Genomic DNA, 19289 nt, shown 5'->3' with positions numbered 1-19289 from the left:
CGAAAAAACCAGCGATCCCACTCGATTGCAATAGGTATTTCACCTAGGGCGACGAAGGGCATCAGCCTTTGACTCTTCTGCATTTACTTGAAGCTGGCACTGTAGTTTACTTAGGGGAATGAAACTTCATCCTCAACAGATTTTGAACGCTCTGCAATTCACCGCAATCGATTAGGATAAAGACACCATATGATCGGCTACATTACATTGGGAACCAATGACCTTGAGCGCGCCTGCTCTTTCTATGATGCCATTTTGGGCAAGATGGGCGCCACGCGGGTTTTTGAGAACAACCGGCTCTATGCCTGGAGCTTTGGCGAGGGCAAACCACTCATCGTACTCAACACACCTTACGACGGGCAGGAAGCTTCTATCGGCAATGGCACCATGGTGGCTTTGCGGGTAGAAGACCGCGAAACAGTCGAAAACCTGCACGCTCTTGCCTTGCAACTGGGAGGCAAAGACGAAGGCCCTCCCGGCCCGCGCGGAGAGGCATTTTATGGAGCTTACTGCAGGGATTTGGATGGCAACAAGCTCAACTTCCACTGCTAGCTGAACTCAGATGTATCACATAGCACAAAAGGCTTGGCGAACTTGCCTATAAATGGCATTTGAATAAGATATACTTTCAAATGTCATTGAGGATATTCGCCAATGCTTCGTTCACTTCTTCTCGCTGCCACCTGTGCAGTCTCACTGCTCACACCTCTTGGCGCGCAAGCGGATGAAGCAGAGGACGCCTTTGTGGAAGCCAACATCCTGTCCATCTTCTATCACGAGATCGGACATGCTGTGATCGACAAGATGCAGGTGCCGATCTTCGGGCAGGAGGAAGACGCGGCAGACGTGCTTTCCGTGATGATGATCGACTGGCTCTATGAGGAAGAGGCCGCGCAGGAACTCGCTTTCAACAGCGCGTTTGGCTACATCAATGACCCGGATGGCGTTGAAGAAGTGGCATGGTGGGATCTGCATGGCCCAGACCAGCAGCGCTACTACAACCACATTTGCCTGTTTTTCGGTGCTGATCCAGAAAAGCGCGAGGATCTGGCTTATGATCTTGGCCTGCCGGAAGACCGCGCGCAGATGTGCCCGGTGGAGTATGAGCAAGCAGCCCACAGCTGGGGGGCCGTGTTTGATGAAATGTCCCCGGAATCCGGTGTCCCGCTGGTCTTCCAGGAAGGGAGCGGCAAAGAAGCTGAGCTGATCAATCAGGTGCTTTCTGATGAAGTCAAAAACCTTGAGCAGGATATGTCTTTGCCAAGTGAAGTGATCGTGAAGGTCGACAGCTGCGGCGAGCCCAACGCGTTTTATGATCCGGAAGAAGCGTCCATCATCTTCTGCACCGAGTTCATCCCGCATCTGAGATCAATCTACCAGGCAAACCTAAAGAACTGATTTGAGGCATTTGCTGGGGTTTACAGCTTAAGCCCCAGCTTGCTGATCCAACTGCGGCGCATATCGCGGAGCACCCATTTCAGCTTATCGCTCGGAATGAAATACCCGCCGATGCCCGAGGAAAACAGCAGGTCAAACGTGCGCTCGGCAGACTTGTGCAGCGCCTGCTCAATCTGCGCCTCATCCCCCTTCGGCCTGATGGGGATCATCATACAGATGGTGTCCGGCTCCTGCTCAATCACCTCAACACGCACATCCTCTGGAAACGTGTAACCCGTTGTTTCTGATAGGGTTCCTTTCGGATCTTCAATCAACCGCTGGCGATAGTCAGGATCATTGATCATCCGACGATAATCCTGCTCCGCGAAGTCACTGTTGTCCTGCTGGCTCATGCGTCTCCCTTCCCTTTTGCGATGGAAGAACGAATGCCGAGCAGCTTGACCTTGTTGTAAACCGAAGACAGCCAGACAAACATATCCCCGCTGGACCACAGATCCATCTGGTTCAGATCCAGCGTCGCATTCAGCTCATCCTCTGGCTTTGCGGGTGGAATGGTCAGATACAATGTGTCCTCGCGCTGCTGGATGATCCGAACGTTAACAGCAGGATCAACCTTCACGCCCAACTGCTTCAGAGCAGCCCTGGCATCCCTCTCCGCCAGCTCCGCAAACGTCGGATCCTCCCACATCCGCCGGGTCAACAACAACTCAAAGTCCCTCTCCATCACCGCTCTTCCTTGATACCGGAAACAAGATGAAAGCCAGTCTAGGGGATGGGGCTTAAGTCTTTGTGGCCGCGAGGTTTGCGTCAGATAGCACGGCCTCAATCACCGCTTTGGCGGCTTGTTGCTCCTCCGGGATGTTGTCTTGTTTGGCGTAGTAGAGGGTGCGGACGGCTTTCCAGAGGGTCCAGCCCATGGCGCGATGCCAGGTAGGTTGGTCCATATCGACCATGGTTTTGAAAAGCTCCCGATTAGCGCCAGAGAAGAACTTCCAGGTGATAACTAAGTCGCACGCGGGATCGCCAATGGTGCATAAGCCGAAGTCGATGACTGCACTGAGGCGGCCATTCTTCGTTAGGATGTTTCCGGTTGAAAGGTCGCCTTGCACCCAGACGGCGGGTTTTGTCCATTTGGACTGAAGAGCCCGCTCCCAGATCATCAGCGCGGCTTTGGCATCGATCTCGTCCGTCACGCCAGCAAGGCAAAAGCGGGTCTCTTCGTCATAAACGCTCAGATCACCGCCGCGGTGGAAGTTATGGTCCCCCGCGATCGGTCCGCCAGTCGTGTCCGCAGCCCAGAGCGCGTGCAGATAGCTTGCCAGATCTTTCGCAAACGCATTCATATCGCTGATGGTGTCAGCGGAAACTGTTTCTCCCTCAATCCAGCGATAAACCGACCACGGCCAAGGATAATCTGCTGAGGGCTTGCCGAGAGCGACCGGCTCAGGAACGGCTACGGGCAGCCGATTTGCCAGCTTCGGCAGCCACTTAAACTCCTTCTCAACCTGCGGAACATAACCCGCAGCATTTGGCAGGCGCACCTTCAATTCATCGCCAAGGCGGAACGTTTTATTGTCCCAGCCCTCGTTCTCAACGCACCTGAGAGGCAGGTCCTTCCATTCAGGAAACTGCTCATCAAGCATCTTCCGCACCACTTCTGGCGCTATAACCAAACGGTCATCACTCATTGAAACTCGCAATCACACTTAAAAATCAGCAATAAAAAAGGCGCGGTCGAGACCGCACCTTGACTTAAGCAGAACTGAGTGAGCTTGCGAAGGAAAAGCCTCAAAACCGAGGCAATCCCTCAAAAACTGTCGCTCTAATGAGACACTAGGCCACGAACATCAGGTAGAGGCCGAAGAGCGCCGTGATGGCTCCGAGCGCGCGCAGGAACATGCGGCCACTGTTCCACTCGGTCAACGAGCCAAGCCCGATACCGGCCAGACCCAGCGCGAAAGTGGAAACGGAGAAGCCGAGCGCGTAAATCAGCAGGCTGCTCGCATTGGCCTCAACAGCGTGGGCTGCACCGTGGAACACCGCAAACACGCCAACAATCAGCGCGCCCACGACAACAGGCAGTTTCAGAGCAAACGCTACGAGCAAGCCAACCACGATGACGGAGGCCAGAATGCCCATCTCAACATATGGCACAACAACGCCCATGTAGCGCGCCCAAAACGCCATGAACATGACAAGCGTAAACACCAGTGGCCAGATCAGGCGCTTCTGGTGCAGCACCAGCGCGGCCCAAACACCAACGCCAACCATGGTGAGGATATGGTCCAGCCCGCCAAGCGGATGCCACAGACCGTGAAGGAAATCCGCCTTGGCTTGTGCCGTAGAAAATGCGGCAGCCTGAGCGGGCAAGGCAATCAACATCAATACTGCCAGAAGACCTGTCAAACCGGCAGTTTCTCTCAATTTCATCAGTGCAATATCCAATATTGGGCGCGCAGCAGCACGCGCAGTCCATGTCGTCAGTTAGGGTGCAGGGTGACCGCACAAGGTGACGCCAAACTGACTTGTTTTCCGCAGGCAAGCAATCAAACCGCGTTCTTTTGGGAAAATCACACCAGATTGCCTGTAGAAAACACTATTGGGAAATTTGAGAGGGAATGCACCTGCAAAAAAGGGAGCCCGAAGGCCCCCTTTGCTGATCGCTTAATGGGTCATCAGAACCGGGATCTTCATATCATGCAGCACCTTGCGCGTCGCCCCGCCGAACAGATACTGAGCCAGACGGCTATGACCATAGCCGCCCATCACCAGCATATCGGCCTTGAGGCGATCCACGGTGCTCAGCAGCGCTTCTGACACGGAGCCAGAGACATTGCTCATCACTTCCAGATGAATGTTGACGCCGTGGCGCTCGAAGTAATTGCGAATATCCGTGAGTTCTGAATGCTTTGGCTCATCGTGCGGGGTGATCATCACAACGGATACGGTGTCTGCCGCCTGTAGCATGGACATGGAGGCATGCGCTGCGTTGGAGGCGGGACCGGATCCATCCCACGCCACAGCGATGTTCTTGGGTGCGAACGCTTTTTCATATGCATGCGGTACAATAAGTGTCGCGACACCGGTATCAAACACCATCGCCTCAATCATGGCAGAGCGCATAGGCTCCGGCTTGGCGGGATCATCCTGACGGATCACGGTGACGTCGCTCAAACGGCCCAGATGCATCAGCTCGTCAAACGTGCCACCCAGAGTGATGTTGGTGGTGCGGGTTTCGCCTTTCACGCCGGAGCCATCAAAGTGTTTTGCAAAGCCTTCCAATGACTTATTGAGCAACTCGGCGGACTGCTCCTGCAAGCGCTGCTCATAGTCAGGTGGCATTGGCCCTGCCGTGCACAGGTAGTAAGAGGTCTCGTAGTTTGGGACCACGCCAATCAGATAGGCATCTGTCAGCTTGGAGAGTTCAACGGCAACGCGGGCTGCGACTTGATCGCCTGTTGTGTCGGTAAGGGTGACGACTGTTTTGATAGACATATCTGAACCTCCAATTGACTCACTTCATGAAGCGCAGAATGCGAAAAGCTCCCACCAGTCGGTCGAGTTGCCTGAAATGCCCTTCCCGCCTCATACTGTGATAGTTGGACGCAAACAAGGACAAGTAAATTGGGTGCTATACTTAGCCCACACCGAATTATTATAACCCTACGTACGCATTATAACCTTAAGTCAATCTATGGTAGACATAATACCTCAAAACAAAATCACGATAATTACATTTTGAATATTTGAAGACAGACACCACACATCCGACATGAAGAGCAAAGCGCTCGCGGGTACTCAACACAATCGACATAAATTGAAATTTATCTAGCCCATTGGCTTTGCGTTTCTTTTTCTAAAGCCAAGCATCGTTGTTGAGGGGAATAGAGATTTATCTATATTTCCAAAATGAGCTCGGACGAACCATTTGATCCTGCCATTCCGATCCCCGAACTCGAAAATCTGTTTGATGCGAGCATCCGGGTGTTTTTGCGGAATGGAATAGTAACGGCCACAATGGACGATGTGGCCGAAGCTGTTGGTGTATCTACGAAAACACTCAATGCTGCATTTGGGTCGAAGCGAGAGTTGGCGGTCTCTGCGCTGCGGTGGTATTACCTCAAATATAGCCAGCAAATGCAGTCAGTTATGGCAATGCATTCGGATGCGTACTCGGCGCTGCAAGGGGTGCTGATGGAGTTTACGGAGCTGTGCTGTGATGACCTGAAAGCCGAAAAAGGCCTTTTCTGGCCGACACTTGTGGACCTAGGCTACGTTGACGAGAGCCTTTGGGCGGAGTTTCAGAATCTGCAATTTGATTGGGAAGATCAGATCAGGGATAAGTTAACTCAGTGTCAGGATGAGTTGAAGAACCCCGAGGACATCGAGATCCTGACCGCCTACTTTATTATGGTTTTCGAGGGTCTCTACGAGCTGGTGAAATTCGGCACCCCACGCGAAAAACTCTTTGCATTGATTGAGGTTACGCTGGAAGTGCTGGGCAGCAGAATGAAGACCGGCGGGAAGTAATTCCCCTTTTCCTATCACCAAACCGCAGACAGCCCAATGGAGGCGCCATTGGCGCCCCCATTTCAGTGCACAGTGAGGAGTATATCTTTATTTTGAAGTGGCACTGAGGGCGTTGCCCAGGGCGAACACGGATGCGAACAGCAGGACGATATCTTTCAAAAGGAACTGTCCCGGGATAACAGAGATCGCGAGCACGCCAGTGTCCGGAATGAACACGCCCGGCGTGGAGAAGAAGAAGCTGAAGGTCACTAGGAATGTCGCGATTGCGCCCAGTGCGCCGTAGACCGCGAACTTTGGAGCAAAGAAGCGGGTGGCGAGTAACCCGGCGATGGTCAGCTCAGTAAGTCCGATGAGTTTGGACACAGCTCCTTCGGACAGGAATGTGTAAAGCCATCCAAGAAAGGGAGAATTCTCGACCAGTCCGCGAATTGCTCCAGCCTCATAGGCCGTAAACTTCATTCCGCCAAACCAGAGGAACACGAGAATAAGGGCCGCGAAGATTCCGTTTTTCGCGATGTCTGAGAACAAAGCACCCAGGGCGGCATTGTCTTCTGATTGTGTGGCAGTCGCGTGAGTAAGATCAGTCATATCAACCTCCTGTGTTGAATTTGGCAGTGTGTTGTGGCGGGTCTTGCCAGCCTGTGCGCTTAGGTATATGTATTACGGACCGATGTGTCCATAATGAATTACGGACTGATCGGTAACATTGTTGTGAGCGGGAATAGAGTGATGGCAAGACCTCGGGAATTTGACCCTAAAACTGCGTTGGACAGAATACAGAGAGCTTTTTGGGAAAAAGGCTATCACGGCACCTCCATGCAGGATCTGGAGAGGATAACCGAGCTGAAGAAGCAGTCGCTCTACCGGGAATTTGGCAATAAAGACGCCATGTACGCGCGGGCGCTGAAACTTTACCACGAACGGGACATCACCCATCTGGCACAGGTGATCTGTAAGGCACCAGACGCAAAGCAGCGCTTTGTGGATCTGTTTGAGGCTGTGCTGGAGCCTGTGCGCAATGGCGACCGCAGCGGTTGCTTCCTGTGCAACTCAGCCATTGAACACGCCCATGATGATCCGCAAATCCAGCTGAATGCGCAGGAAGGCATCAAAAGCACACAAGACCTGTTCAACACCGCCCTCGCCGTCTCCGAGCCTTACAAAAGCGATGCGGCCCTGCGAAAGCAAAAGGCCAACCTGCTCGCCGCCGGCTACTTCGGCCTGCGCGTCATGGTGCGCGGCGGCACACCACTGGAAGAGCTGGAAGAAACAGTCAGCGTGCTTGTGAGCACGATCTGAGCGCAACGGATTTGTTTAGCAGGCGAAGTAAGATACGCGTTGCCCCCTCTATAATTTTAGGATTTTCAAATGGCTGGTTATGTTCTTCACCACTACAACATTATCGACAGATCCCGCATTGAGGAACTCGGCCCAAGATCCGTGCCTATTCTCGAAAAATATGGCGGTGAGTTGATCGTCGCGAGCCCGATGAAAGCCCTTGCGGACCCGCCCCCTTATACGAACATGGTGATGTACAGGTTCGAGAGTTTTGAGGCCGCTCTGACCTTCTATAACTCAGAGGAAATGGTGGAACTCAGAAAGTTCAGCAGCCAGGTTATCGAAGGATTTGCGACCGTCATTCCGGGTCATTCAGAAACAGAAAGCGTTGTGAAGTCAGGCTATTTCGCCAAAGAGGCCGCAAGCTGATCACATCGCGCAGATGAAGCGCTACTTCCCCGCATAAAAAAGGCTGGCAAAGCACAGGTCTTCGCCAGCCGGATTTCTCATTAAGTTACAGCCTTATACGGACTGTACCTTGTACAGGAAGTCGTCGATCTGCTCGCGCAGGCCGATGACTTCTTCACGTACGGACGAGGCCGTTTTGGAGACCAGATCTGAGGATTGGTTGGTCTTTTCAGCGGCTTGTGCCACCAGTACCATGTTCTCAGAAACGTTCTGCGTACCTGTTGCTGCCTGATGCACGTTTTCGGTGATCTCAGCTGTGGCCGCGCCTTGCTGCTCAACAGAAGCCGCGATGTTGGACGCAAACTCGTTCACCTGCCGGATGCTGGAAGTGATTTCCTGAATAGCTTCAACAGCATCCTTGGAAGAGCCCTGAATTTCGGCAATCTGCTGGGAGATCTCTTCGGTCGCCTTGGAGGTCTGGCTCGCCAGCTCCTTCACTTCCGTTGCCACAACGGCAAAGCCCTTGCCCATCTCACCAGCACGAGCCGCTTCAATGGTCGCGTTGAGTGCCAGCAGGTTGGTCTGCTCGGCGATGTCCTGAATGAGGTTCACCACCTCACCAATGCGCTGCGCTGTGCCGTCCAGATCCATCACCTTGGCATTGGTTGCCTGGGCTGCATCGTTGGTCTGCGTGATCACCTTGTTGGTGCGGGCGATCTGCTGCGCAATCTCTTCAATGGAGGTGGAGAGCTCCTCAGAAGCCGAGGCGACAGTCTGCACGTTGGCAGTTGCTTCTTCTGAAGCGGCAGAGGTCGCCGTGGTCTGAACGTTGGTGTTCTCCGCGATGTTCGCCAGTTCTTTGGAGGTCTGCTCCAGCTCGTCAAAGCGGCTATGGATAACACCCAGAGCGGTTTCTGCGGTACCGGAGAACTCCTCGATCAGCTTGGCCGCTTCCTTCTGGCGGTTGGCTTCACGCTCATGTTCCTTCTCCGCCTCAGACTGCAAGGTCTGGCGTTCTGAAACAGCAGTGACGAACACTTTCAAGGCGTTAGCCATCTGGCCGATTTCATCAGAGCGGTCTGTATACTGGACTTCGTCCTTCACATTGCCATCTGCCAGAGACTGCATACGGTGCGTCAGGTTGACGATTGGGCGGGCGATGGAATTGCCGATGAACCACAGGATGAGACAGCCAATAAGGCCGGAGCTCACTGCTGCAATCAGCGCCATATCGCGGGTGTAGCGTGCGCCTGCGCCCAGCTCGTCCGTGGTAACAGACATGCCGGCAAACCAGAACTGATCGGTCGTACCCAGCTGGAATTTCTCCAGAATAAACAAGCGGTCACCGATTTCCTGCACATTGGCCTTCTCGCGGACGCCGTTCATGATGGTCTCAATAACCGGACGCACCTTCTTGCCCAGAACGTCACGATCACTGTGGCTGACCCAGAGACCGCCTTCACTGACCACGGCCAGACGACCTGTCTCGTAGAAGTGCGCGGCGCTCATTTTCTCTTGCAGCTTGTCGAAATCCACGTCGATCACGACCACGCCAACAGGCTCGCCGCGGGCATTCAGGATCGGGTCCAGAACGGAAGCGGAGAGGATGGTCTTGCCTTCAACGTCAAAGGTGTAAGGCTCTGTTACGAATTGGCTTTTCTGCTGCATGGCCCGGCGCATGCGGCGCTGAACATCCGCACGGCCAATGTCTGCTGTCAGGGACTGCACACTGCCGTTTTCCATGTAGAAGTAAGGAACGAACTGGCCTGTATCAGAGGCGTACTTCTTGCCGATGTAATCTGCATCCTTGCCTGCAACATCCGGTTGCAGGAAGACGGCGATGCCGAGGATATCCGTGGTGCCGCGCAAGGCGGCTTCGGTCATCTGCGCGATGTTGGTGCGGGATGCTTCTCCAGTGCTGATCTCAGCACCATAAGTGTTTGCAAGCGTTGTGGAAATAACCTGCGACTCTTTTAAAAGATCCTGCGCGGTTACGGCCAGACCGGAGGCAACCGAGTTAAACAAAGCGCGGCTGTCTTCCTCAGCCGTTTGCATGCTGAGGTATGTCCCGATTGAAATTACGAGGGATGAGGCAACGAGAAGAACCGCTGCGGATGCGCTGACAATGCGATGACTTAGTTTCATTTTTTGCTTCGCCATACTGTAAAATTCAGTATGGGTTCTGCCATCTTCCACTCATATGACGCTGGTTTCAACCACCTAAGGTTGATTACCGCTCTCCTTGCGTAAATACAACAATCACTATTATTATAGTTTTGTTAATATTTAACTGGATATTGCCCCACAATACATGTTATAGATAAGCTTAAGTCAGATATTATTTCTGATATAGAACCCATTTATTCGACAGTACTAAAATAAAACTACAATCACTATTAGGGATTACCCATAAGTGCACAATGCATATTTTGGAATTAATCTTTGAAAAAGTCGAATACATAGCGGGAATATTACGTAGATCTTCCAGTGCAGACTTATCATCAGTGCTCAAGAGCATAAGTCGGTCCCTGCGTTTTTTGGGCAGGGGGATAACCGCCACCTTTTCCGCGCGTCCCAAACCGGGGATAGATTTTGGGCAGCAGTCGCTGCGTTCTTTTGCGTTGCTATGTAAGGCTCAAAACGAAAACGGGGCAAAGTCAGCAGACCTCACCCCATTTTACCAAATCACATCAGCGACTTACGCCTAAGCAGGCACCTTCTCCTGTTTTGCGTTGTTTTGTGCGTCGCTAAGCGTTTTTTTGCGTCGCTCGCGCAGCTTCAACGCTTTTTCCGCGTTGCCCGCTCGAACATGCCCGAAGCCGCGAACCTTCACCGGCCAGCTCAGCAGATCGTGTGCAGCTTTCTCTCCGGCTTCAGCAAGGTGGATGCAGACGAGATCCATGTCCGCCTCATATGATGAGCGCAGTTCATTTGCCAGAACGCGCTCCTCATTGTTGCGGAACGGGTCAAGGAACGACCCGCGCAGACCACGCAAGGAGGAGAGGAGGGAGAATAACTTCATCATCCACGGCCCAAACTCGGTCTTCACAGGTAGCCCGGTCACACGGTCCTTTCGTGCAAAGGGGCCACCGCCAATGTGGAAGCGCACATTCAGATCGCCCTCGAGGCTGTCCGACAGGTTTTGCCTGAACTGCGGCTGAGCGAACAGACGGGCGACTTCAAACTCGTCCTTATGCGCCAGAAGACGGAAATATTGCGTCGCGGCGGTGCGAAGTATCTGTTCACCCGCTCCGGCCTTTTTCAGCGCAACCAGCTTTTGACGGTAAAGTTTGCCAAGGCTGCTGCTCTGATAGTCCTTCAGGCGGTTCACCCGGTCTTCAATCAGCTCCTCAAGCGGCAACGGTCGATCCAGCTTCACCACCTGAGCAACAGGTGCCCGTGCTTTGGCAACGCGCTCCGGATCCAGCACCATCAGACGGCCCCAGTTGAAGGCCTCGAAGTTCTTGTCGCGGGCCACGCCGTTCAACTCGATAGCCTGACGGATGGACCCGAGCGTCACCGGAATGAGGCCACGTTGCCAGGCGGCGCCAAACAGCATCATGTTGGCCATCACCGCATCGCCGCACAGATCTTTCGCAGCCTGTGTGGTGTCGAAGTAGGCCAGTCGATCGCCAACCGCCTCTTGCAACCGCGCTTGCAGGTTGGGCGTGTTGATGTCCCAGTCCGGGTTCTTTGAAAAGTCGATGGTTGGCACCTCTTCCGTGTTCACCACCACCTGAGCGGAACCCTGGCGCAGGGTTGTCAGCGTCTCGTCGCCTGCTGTCACCACCAGATCACAGCCGATCACCACGTCTGCTTCGCCAACTGCCAGCCGTGCACTTTGCAGGCCATCGGCGGATTTGGCGATACGCATGTGTGTCATCACCGCACCGTACTTCTGCGCAAGGCCCGTCAGATCCAGCGTGGAAACGCGGCTGCCATCCAGATGCGCAGCCATGGACAGGATCGCGCCAATGGTGACAACGCCCGTGCCGCCAATGCCAGTTACCAGCAGTCCGGTCGCGCCGTTGATGGCGGGCAATTCCGGCTCTGCCAAAATCTCGTCGCCCACGCTTTCAATCTGACGCTCCGCAGGGGTGGTCGCCTTCTTCGGCTCAGCGCCGTGAATGGTCACGAAGCTGGGGCAGAAGCCCTCAACGCAGGAAAAATCCTTGTTACAGCTGGACTGGTTGATCTGCCGTTTGCGGCCCAGTGGCGTTTCCAGAGGCTCGATGGAAAGACAGCCCGACTTCTCGCCGCAATCACCACAGCCCTCGCAGATGTCCGGGTGAATGTAGGTGCGAACTTTCGGGTCTTCCCACTTGCCACGTTTGCGCAGGCGGCGGCGCTCTGTGGCGCAGGCCTGATCATAAATCAGCACCGTCACACCCTGTATCTCGCGCAGATCCCGCTGCACCGCTTCCAGCTCTCGCCTGTGGTGCACCTCAACGCCCGCCGGAATGGACTGAGCTTCCACCCGTTCCACATCCTCCGTCACCACAACCACCTTCTTCACACCCTCATTGAGCGCAGCGGTGATCAGCTGCGGCACGGACTGCTCGCCATCAACCGGCTGGCCGCCGGTCATGGAAACAAAACCGTTGACCAGCAGTTTGTAGGTCATGGTTGCATCAGCGGCCACGGCCTGTCGCATGGCCAGAAAGCCGGAGTGAAAGTAAGTGCCATCGCCCATGTTGGCGAACACATGCGGTTCATCGGTAAATGGCGCTTGCCCCACCCAGTGCATACCCTCACCGCCCATTTGGGAGGGAGCTTTGGTCTTCACCGGGTCATTGAAATACGCAATAGTGTGGCAACCAATGCCCGCTAATGCGCGGCTGCCATCGGGCACTTTGGTGGAGGTGTTGTGCGGGCAACCGGAACAGAACGAGGGACGGCGCACCGGCCCCGGTTTCAGCTTGATCGGCACCGGCACTTTGGCCTTCAGCCCGTCGTCCTCCAGAAACTCTGCAATGGCGGAAGCCACCTGATTGGCTGCCAGCACGCCGGAGTTCGGCAGCAAGCCCTTGCCCTGTACCTTCAGCGATATATCCGCATCAAACAGGGTGGATTTCAGCTGCTCCTCAACAACGGGGCGCTTCTCTTCCACCACGAGGATTTTCTTGAGACCCTTCGAGAAGTTCTCGATAATCTTCGGGTCCAGCGGCCACACCATGCCGATCTTGAGAATGCGGATGCGGCGCTTTTCCGTTTCAAGGGACGTCAGCCCCAGCTCGTTCATGGCCTGACGCAGATCGGAGTAAGACTTGCCCGAGGCGATGATGCCCACGTCTGCCTCGTGCGCATCATGGGTGATCTGGTTGATGTTGTTGGCCTGCGCAAAGGCCAACGCACGCGGAATTTTCTCTTCCAGCAACCGCTTTTCCTGCTGCACCGGCAGGTCGATCTCGCGAATCCAGACACCGCCCTGTGGGTCTTTCAAGTCCGGCTTCACCACCTCAATGCGATCCAGATCCACCTCCACGCTGGAGGCGCTCTCCACCACATCGGTCACCAGCTTCATGCCCACCCAGCATCCGCTGTAGCGGCTCATCTCCACCGCCAGAATGCCGTAGTCCAGAATATCCTGCGGGTTGGCGGGGTAGAGCACCGGCATACCCGACGCGATCAGCATATGATCCGACTGGCCTGCCACGGTGGAGGACTTGGCCGCATGGTCATCCCCACACAGCGCCACCACACCGCCCTTGGGGTGCGTGCCGGCAAAGTTGGCATGGCGGAACGCATCGCCAGAACGGTCCACGCCCGGCGTTTTGCCGTACCAGAAGCCGACCACGCCATCCTTGTTGCGCATCTTCATGTTGCCCACGTGCTGTGAGCCCCAGATGGCCGTTGCCGCCAGATCCTCATTCACGCCCGGTTGAAACACGATGCTGTGCTTGTCCAGATGCAGCTGCGCCCGCCACAGCTCCATATCGTAGCGCCCCAGCGGAGACCCGCGATAACCGGAGATAAAAGCGCCCGTATTCAGCCCCGCCAGCTCATCGCGCATACGCTGCTGCAGCGGCAAACGCACCAGCGCCTGATTGCCAGTGAGAAACACAACGCCGCTGGTCTGGGTGTACTTGTCATCCAGCGACGGCGCGTTATGGCGTTTTGACGGGGTCGGCTCACTGCTTTTTTCTTCAGAAACCATCAGGTTACTCTCACAAATGTCTGGCGTTGCCGCAGGACGGCAGGAATTTATCTGCGAAGAAACGGGCCGTTTTTTTGGAAAATTATTTTTGGAGCGTGGCCTACTCGCATTATTACGTAGACCCATACTGCATGAAATATCAGCGGATGTACAATAATCCCTTTGAATACAACAGATAACCAAACTGACCGCCCTGAAGCCTCTGATTTCCTTGAGACTTCAGCAATCCGCTACGGCAGTTTCATCTGAAGGCTGCGCACCTCCCTCAAACGCAAAAATGGAGCCGTAATGGCTCCATTTCTCTCCGGAAACTCAAAGGTTTGCTCGGTTGGCCGCCTTACTGCGGCAGCAGGACGTCGCCTTTGCCGTTTTGGACGACCAGCAGAATGCAGTCTTTTGGGCCGACGCAGGCATCGTCGTGGTACTCTTCGCCCGGCTGCATCACGAAGGAGCCAACCGGCAGCACTTCTTTTTTGCCCGCGCGGGTGTGTTCCCACTGACCCTGAATGGTGACCGCATAATAGGTGTTGGTGTGGCCGTGCTCGCCCACGTGGAAACCGCCCGGGATCTTCAGGTACATACCATAGGGGCCAGTCTCACGGTCGCCCCACAACACGGAAAGGTGCAATGGCGTGTTGCCAAACTGGGTCCACTCAATGTCTTTCAGCGGGGTCATGTGGTCCTCATCTCCACCAGCAAACGCAGCGGTGGATAGGGCGATAAGGGCGGCGGCGCTGATGGCCTTCAGGGCGGACTTGAACATGGATACTCCTCGTAACTCTCTGTTTTTATGAGCGTAAAGCGATGTGCTTTTGATGTGAGGCTGAGACTAGCGATTGCCCTGATCCTGTGAAATATGCATAGTTGCAGCGAACAAGGGCGGACATGCATATGAAACTGAGCGCAGACGATCTTCTGGTGATTATGCACCTGACACGCGAACGAACGCTGGAGAACGCAGCTCTCGCGCTTGGCAAGGACACCTCCTCTGTGTTTCGCGGGATTAAGCGCATTGAGGCCAAGGTGGGTGAGCCGCTGTTCACCCGCTCCCGCGCCGGTTTCAAACCGCTGCCGTTGGGTCTGGCACTGTGTGAGCAGGCCGAGCAGATCCATGCAGGACTTTCCGCAGCTGACGCTTTGTTGGGAGGCGAAGACACCGGGCTTTCTGGCCCGCTGCGAGTGACGACCACGGACCTGCTGCTGCAAAGCGTGATCCACCCTCACCTTGCAGCGTTTCGTGAGGCCCACCCCAACCTGCAGCTGGAATTCAACGTCACCAACAATTTCGAGAACCTGAGCGAGCGCCGCTATGATGTGGCCCTGCGCCCCACCAGCCAGCCGCCGGAAGATATGATTGGCCTGAGACTGGGCACCATCGATTACAAGCTGGTGGCTGCACCAAGCTATCTGGATGCTTTGGGAGATGGATTGCCGGACTTTCAGGAGCTGACATGGCTGATCCCCGGTGACAGCTTGCAGGCACATCCGGCCACAGAGTGGTTTCGTGAAAAGGTGCCCTCACCGGCTAGCATGCTCCGCTATGACAGCATGGCGATGCTTGCCGGGGGCATCCGCAGTGGTCTGGGCGTCGGCATCTTGCCCGACATACCAACGCTTCTGGATGGCCTGCGAGATGTTGGTGAGCAGCCTGCCATCTATCAGACCGATTTGTGGCTGCTCTACCATCCCTCCAACCGCGGCAATCCAAGGATCACCGCGTTTGATGGATTTGTGCGCGGGGCGTTAGCCGCTTAGGTCAGAGCAGATCTGCGATCAGATTTCTCTTCACGCCCCATCTGCGGCTTTCCAGTGCTTTGCGGCTGTTTTTGGAAAGGTCTCCCGCCAGCACAAACCGGACATCTTTGGTCTTAACATCCTTGGCCGCGAGGCTTCGGGTCACTTTCCAGATGGTCTTGGCGTTGTAAGAGGTCCAGCTCAGGTAATCGTAGGGCAGCACCACGTTGACCGTATTATCAGCCTGATACGCCACCACCACATCATGGTGCACTTCTACCTTCTTGATCTTGCTGCTTTCATGCAGACGGCCCAACATCTCCACCTGCATCAGCGCAGCAAACGCTTGCGGGCGGGATTTCGCGCCAGAGGCGTGCTTCATGAGAGTATCAATGCCCTCAAGGTCTTTCGCCTCTGTAGCAAGGCCGGTGAAGATGGTTTTCTCCGTTGGCGTGAAGTGCGCATTGAGCAGGAACGGTTCTGTGCTTTCCTTGGCAATACCCGCTTTCGCCAGTCGCTCCCGGTTGATGTCGGCCATCGCTTCCGGGTCTTTCAGAAGCGTTCTCTTCGTCAGACTATCTGCCGTCTTTAAGCTGCTGATAATGATGCTGCCCACACCCGGAACAAAACTCAAGCCCTGATCCACGCCAAACTGACCAGCAGCATGATAGTTGGCCAGCTCTGTCATCTCATCCCGCAGCGGGGTGAAGTGCGTGTATGGGTCCACTTTCATTTCAAAGGCAATCTTGCGGATGGCTTCCGGACGGCCAAAGAAGCCGCTGATGAAACCGTCTTCCTCACGCTCAGCCGTTTCCTGCGGCATGTTTCCTCGTGTTTTCACAAAGGTCGCCGCTTTGCCCACGCCCTTGCGCACGGATTTCACCATGCCTTTGGCGTTGCCATATACATTCTTGGCGGCGGTGACAGGCGCCGTCACCGTTGTGTAAACCGATTTGATTGGGGTGATGACGGCTGTGCCTGCACTCTTGGCAAAGGCAACCGCCTTGTTTCTTTCACGCAGAACGGCCAGCGCGTTCAGCTCGTGGATGTGATCCTCCATGAACTGCCTGCCCTGTACGGTGTAAGCCCCATCCTCGGTTTTGATGGCGAAGACCGCAAACCGGCCATTGCTCGGCGCATCTGCGCTGATGGTGTAGGTCTCGCTCTGCAAGGGAACGGAGAGAAGATCCGCAGCGGCGAAGTATTTCGGCGGCTCTTCCAGCTTGCGAAACGCAGCAGGCATCTGCCCCGTTTGCTCCATCGGCACCTCGCTGGCCGCCACCTCATTGTGCGAGGGACTATCAAACAACCCGTGCTTATCCTGATGGCTGGCACAGGCAGAAACGGACAAAAACACCAGCAGCGTAAACGGCTTTTTTGCAGATAACATAAGAACTCTTTGGCCCGGAGAGAAAGGTATATCAGCAGCAGAATTTCACAAAAACGGTAACGACACGGTTATGCGGTAAGATGTTGTAATATTTATATTTATTCCGCTATTCGCCATAACCCCTGAAATACAATTAAGCAGCACTTCAGAAATCGTACCCTTAGTTTCCGAAGCTTTCGCGGCAGAGCTGTGCGCTCTAACATTTATCAGCGAAAACTCTGATTTTCTCACCACCTGTTTTCGGCGGTTTTAGAGACACAGCATGGAAATTGAACTGAACAGGTCAGAGCAAAAACATCAGGCTGCTCCCACCTCCTACGAAGCCTTGTCCGGGCATGACAAAGCAGCTTTGCGTGCGATGATAGAGGACCCGGCAGCGAGCCAGATCATTCCCAAGGGCTTTCCCAAAGATCGCTTTCTGAGCGAGATTTCTCTGCGCGGGTGGGCCAAGGTGGTTGACGTCGAACCTGAGCTAACAGCCAACGGTGCCTTTCGATGCTGGCAAATCACTGAAAAGGGGGCAAAGCGGCTGCCCAATTATCTGGTTGCCATTTCAGCCGCCAGAGTAAACTGCAGAATGCTTGAGAACAGCACAGTCTTTCTCGCCGGTTTCGTGGCGAAGTTCTCGCTCTGCTATATAACTTTGCAAGCGCTGTTCGCTGTCTTTGGGTTTGTCGCAGATAAACTGCAGATAGATCTCACAGGCCCTGCTGAGTATCTTTCCATCGCTGTCATCACCGTATCTCTCTTCGGGGCGCTTTATTTTTCTTCACGACTTTGGATGTTTAGTGAACTAGAAGACACGCGTCTCCAAAACATTGCCTATATTCAGTTCATCAAAGACAAAACCAAGATTATTTTGATCCTACTGGCGGGCTCTTTTCTCGCAGTTCATGGCAGTGTTGAGTTATTCGCGGTGGTAACCGGTCTGAAAGCCGAGTTTGGCTCACCGTACCGCTTGCTCATTCAATCAGCACTGCTTTGTGTGCTCGCAATGATCTTCTTGCCCGGCATCCTTGATAAGCACCTGAGATACCAAGCAAAGAAACGCACTGCAGCGCTTTAGCCCCCTCTCCTCACACCGCCAATATCATCTTTGCGCGGAAGGCTAGTCCTGCCTCCGTGGTGTCCTGATCTAGTTCGGCGCGGGCGCGGAGGACTTGGCCCTGGCGCAGGTCGAACATCAGGCGGGCGCGTTCCAGAGAAGGGAAGTCGGCGGGCAGGTTGCCCAGTTCTTTTTCCTTCTCAAACCGGGAGGCGAGGCGTTCGTCGGCACCGGTGATGGCATCCTGTAGACGCTCGGTGGTGCCTTCCACCTCTCCCACCGTGGTTGAAACGCAGTTGCCGAGGAAGCAGCCTTTGCTGCCGCTTTCGTGGTTGCTGGCGTAATCGATGGTGGAGCGCATGAAGGCGATCACGGCTTTTTCGATATCCGGCTCACTCTCAAACGCCACCAGCGGAGCACAGCCGTCATCATTGGAGTAGCGATCAATCGCCTCCAGATAGAGCTGATGCTTGTCACCGAACACCGCATACAGGCTGGGGCTGTTGATGCCCATGGCGGAGGTGAGGTCCTTCATGGACGCTCCATCATAACCTTTTTTCCAGAACACATTGATGGCGGCTTGCAGTGCTTCATCGCGATTGAAGTTTCTTGGGCGTCCCATTTATTTTGTATCATCCATTACAAAACGATTGACTCTTGTCTGAAGTCCAGTTTAATAACGTTCATTACAAAACTCAAGGAGGCTTTTGTGAAACATACAGCATTGGCTGCGGGACAGGTGTTTCCGCAGCTGTCCGTCAAGTCTGTTGCGGGTGGCGAGCTGACGCTCGGCACGCCGGGACCAGACTTCGACTGGCAAATGATTGTGGTGTATCGCGGCGCCCACTGCCCGCTCTGCACCCGCTATCTGAAGCAGCTCAACGACATGCTGAGTGAGTTCCACCAGCTGAAGATCGAAGTGCTCGCAGTTTCCGCAGATAATCTGGATCGCGCGCAGCGCCAGCTGGTTGACGTGCAGCCAGACTTCCCGGTTGGGTATGATCTGAGCATCGGGCAGATGCAGGAGCTGGGCCTTTATATCTCCCAGCCTTGGTCTGCGCAGGAAGCCCCTTCTCCGTTCGCCGAGCCCGGTCTGTTTGTGGTGAATGACAAGCAGGAGCTGCAGCTCGTGGACATTTCCAACACGCCGTTTACCCGGCCTGATCTGACCGCACTGATTGGTGGATTGGGGTTCATACGCAACCCGGACAATCACTATCCAATCCGCGGCACGTTTAAGTAAATCCGAGGCTTTTTGAGCGGCTTTCTGTAACCGCGCACCTCGTAAAACCCACGTAACACAACGCCCCATAGGACGATCCAACTCAGCCACCACATGAGCTGAGAAC

General features: G+C 54.7%; 19 protein-coding genes. 8 read left to right on the top strand and 11 right to left on the bottom strand.

The features are described 5' to 3' along the window. The first annotated feature begins 189 nt into the window (after positions 1-189). Positions 190-552 carry a VOC family protein gene (locus tag PJE062_RS11780; protein WP_008549070.1) on the top strand — a complete coding sequence of 121 codons (363 nt, stop codon included), beginning with the start codon at positions 190-192 and terminating at the stop codon, positions 550-552. 102 nt (positions 553-654) lie between these two features. Continuing rightward, positions 655-1398, top strand: coding sequence for a DUF4344 domain-containing metallopeptidase (locus PJE062_RS11775; protein WP_008549266.1), 744 nt, complete (start codon positions 655-657; stop codon positions 1396-1398). Between the two features lie 20 nt (positions 1399-1418). Here the strand turns inward: PJE062_RS11775 and PJE062_RS11770 are convergent, their stop codons facing one another. The 5 genes from PJE062_RS11770 to PJE062_RS11750 form a co-directional block, all read right to left on the bottom strand. Then, complete coding sequence (locus PJE062_RS11770; RefSeq protein WP_008549463.1) at positions 1419-1790, bottom strand: nitrile hydratase subunit alpha; 372 nt, start codon at positions 1788-1790, stop codon at positions 1419-1421. Then, positions 1787-2122, bottom strand: a complete 336-nt coding sequence (locus PJE062_RS11765; protein ID WP_008549107.1) for a hypothetical protein — start codon at positions 2120-2122, stop codon at positions 1787-1789. The genes PJE062_RS11770 and PJE062_RS11765 overlap by 4 nt, the downstream gene beginning before the upstream one ends. A gap of 55 nt (positions 2123-2177) precedes the next feature. Further along, positions 2178-3086, bottom strand: coding sequence for an aminoglycoside phosphotransferase family protein (locus PJE062_RS11760; protein ID WP_008548974.1), 909 nt, complete (start codon positions 3084-3086; stop codon positions 2178-2180). Between the two features lie 145 nt (positions 3087-3231). Next, positions 3232-3828: a HupE/UreJ family protein gene (locus PJE062_RS11755; protein ID WP_008549421.1), complete on the bottom strand. Its 597-nt coding sequence runs from the start codon at positions 3826-3828 to the stop codon at positions 3232-3234. Between the two features lie 234 nt (positions 3829-4062). Beyond that, a complete protein-coding gene (locus PJE062_RS11750) occupies positions 4063-4893 on the bottom strand; it encodes a universal stress protein (RefSeq protein WP_008548931.1) in 831 nt (276 codons plus the stop codon). Between the two features lie 414 nt (positions 4894-5307). Between PJE062_RS11750 and PJE062_RS11745 the strand changes: the two genes are divergently transcribed. Then, positions 5308-5928 carry a TetR/AcrR family transcriptional regulator gene (locus PJE062_RS11745; protein ID WP_008549339.1) on the top strand — a complete coding sequence of 207 codons (621 nt, stop codon included), beginning with the start codon at positions 5308-5310 and terminating at the stop codon, positions 5926-5928. 87 nt (positions 5929-6015) lie between these two features. Here the strand turns inward: PJE062_RS11745 and PJE062_RS11740 are convergent, their stop codons facing one another. After that, positions 6016-6516, bottom strand: coding sequence for a DUF417 family protein (locus tag PJE062_RS11740; RefSeq protein WP_008549172.1), 501 nt, complete (start codon positions 6514-6516; stop codon positions 6016-6018). A 141-nt stretch (positions 6517-6657) separates the two neighbouring features. Here PJE062_RS11740 and PJE062_RS11735 point away from each other — a divergent pair, with 141 nt between their 5' ends. Beyond that, positions 6658-7227 (top strand): TetR/AcrR family transcriptional regulator, encoded by a 570-nt coding sequence (locus PJE062_RS11735; RefSeq protein WP_208982270.1) that lies wholly within the window; start codon positions 6658-6660, stop codon positions 7225-7227. 69 nt (positions 7228-7296) lie between these two features. Then, complete coding sequence (locus PJE062_RS11730) at positions 7297-7635, top strand: DUF1330 domain-containing protein (protein WP_008549383.1); 339 nt, start codon at positions 7297-7299, stop codon at positions 7633-7635. Between the two features lie 93 nt (positions 7636-7728). Here the strand turns inward: PJE062_RS11730 and PJE062_RS11725 are convergent, their stop codons facing one another. The 3 genes from PJE062_RS11725 to PJE062_RS11715 all read right to left on the bottom strand — a co-directional run bounded on the left by PJE062_RS11725 (position 7729) and on the right by PJE062_RS11715 (position 14534). Then, positions 7729-9759: a methyl-accepting chemotaxis protein gene (locus tag PJE062_RS11725; RefSeq protein ID WP_037036769.1), complete on the bottom strand. Its 2031-nt coding sequence runs from the start codon at positions 9757-9759 to the stop codon at positions 7729-7731. Positions 9760-10318: 559 nt separating this feature from the next. Beyond that, positions 10319-13771: an indolepyruvate ferredoxin oxidoreductase family protein gene (locus PJE062_RS11720; RefSeq protein ID WP_008549009.1), complete on the bottom strand. Its 3453-nt coding sequence runs from the start codon at positions 13769-13771 to the stop codon at positions 10319-10321. A 337-nt stretch (positions 13772-14108) separates the two neighbouring features. Further along, positions 14109-14534, bottom strand: coding sequence for a cupin domain-containing protein (locus tag PJE062_RS11715; RefSeq protein ID WP_008549216.1), 426 nt, complete (start codon positions 14532-14534; stop codon positions 14109-14111). 128 nt (positions 14535-14662) lie between these two features. Here PJE062_RS11715 and PJE062_RS11710 point away from each other — a divergent pair, with 128 nt between their 5' ends. Continuing rightward, positions 14663-15526 (top strand): LysR family transcriptional regulator, encoded by an 864-nt coding sequence (locus PJE062_RS11710; protein ID WP_208982269.1) that lies wholly within the window; start codon positions 14663-14665, stop codon positions 15524-15526. A 1-nt stretch (position 15527) separates the two neighbouring features. On the opposite strand, the gene PJE062_RS11705 is transcribed toward PJE062_RS11710, so the two are convergent. Further along, positions 15528-16895, bottom strand: a complete 1368-nt coding sequence (locus PJE062_RS11705) for a hypothetical protein (protein WP_008549299.1) — start codon at positions 16893-16895, stop codon at positions 15528-15530. Positions 16896-17157: 262 nt separating this feature from the next. On the opposite strand from PJE062_RS11705, the gene PJE062_RS11700 reads away from it, so the two are divergent. After that, positions 17158-17961, top strand: a complete 804-nt coding sequence (locus tag PJE062_RS11700) for a hypothetical protein (RefSeq protein ID WP_008549148.1) — start codon at positions 17158-17160, stop codon at positions 17959-17961. Positions 17962-17971: 10 nt separating this feature from the next. Here the strand turns inward: PJE062_RS11700 and PJE062_RS11695 are convergent, their stop codons facing one another. Beyond that, a complete protein-coding gene (locus tag PJE062_RS11695; RefSeq protein ID WP_008549184.1) occupies positions 17972-18562 on the bottom strand; it encodes a TetR/AcrR family transcriptional regulator in 591 nt (196 codons plus the stop codon). A gap of 87 nt (positions 18563-18649) precedes the next feature. Between PJE062_RS11695 and PJE062_RS11690 the strand changes: the two genes are divergently transcribed. Beyond that, positions 18650-19183 carry a redoxin domain-containing protein gene (locus PJE062_RS11690; protein WP_008549005.1) on the top strand — a complete coding sequence of 178 codons (534 nt, stop codon included), beginning with the start codon at positions 18650-18652 and terminating at the stop codon, positions 19181-19183. Positions 19184-19289 lie beyond the last annotated feature (106 nt).

The sequence above is a fragment of the Pseudovibrio sp. JE062 genome (assembly GCF_000156235.1).
GTDB lineage: Bacteria > Pseudomonadota > Alphaproteobacteria > Rhizobiales > Stappiaceae > Pseudovibrio.
The sequence above is the reverse complement of the archived record's forward strand: the minus strand, read 5'-3'. Positions and strand labels throughout refer to the sequence as shown.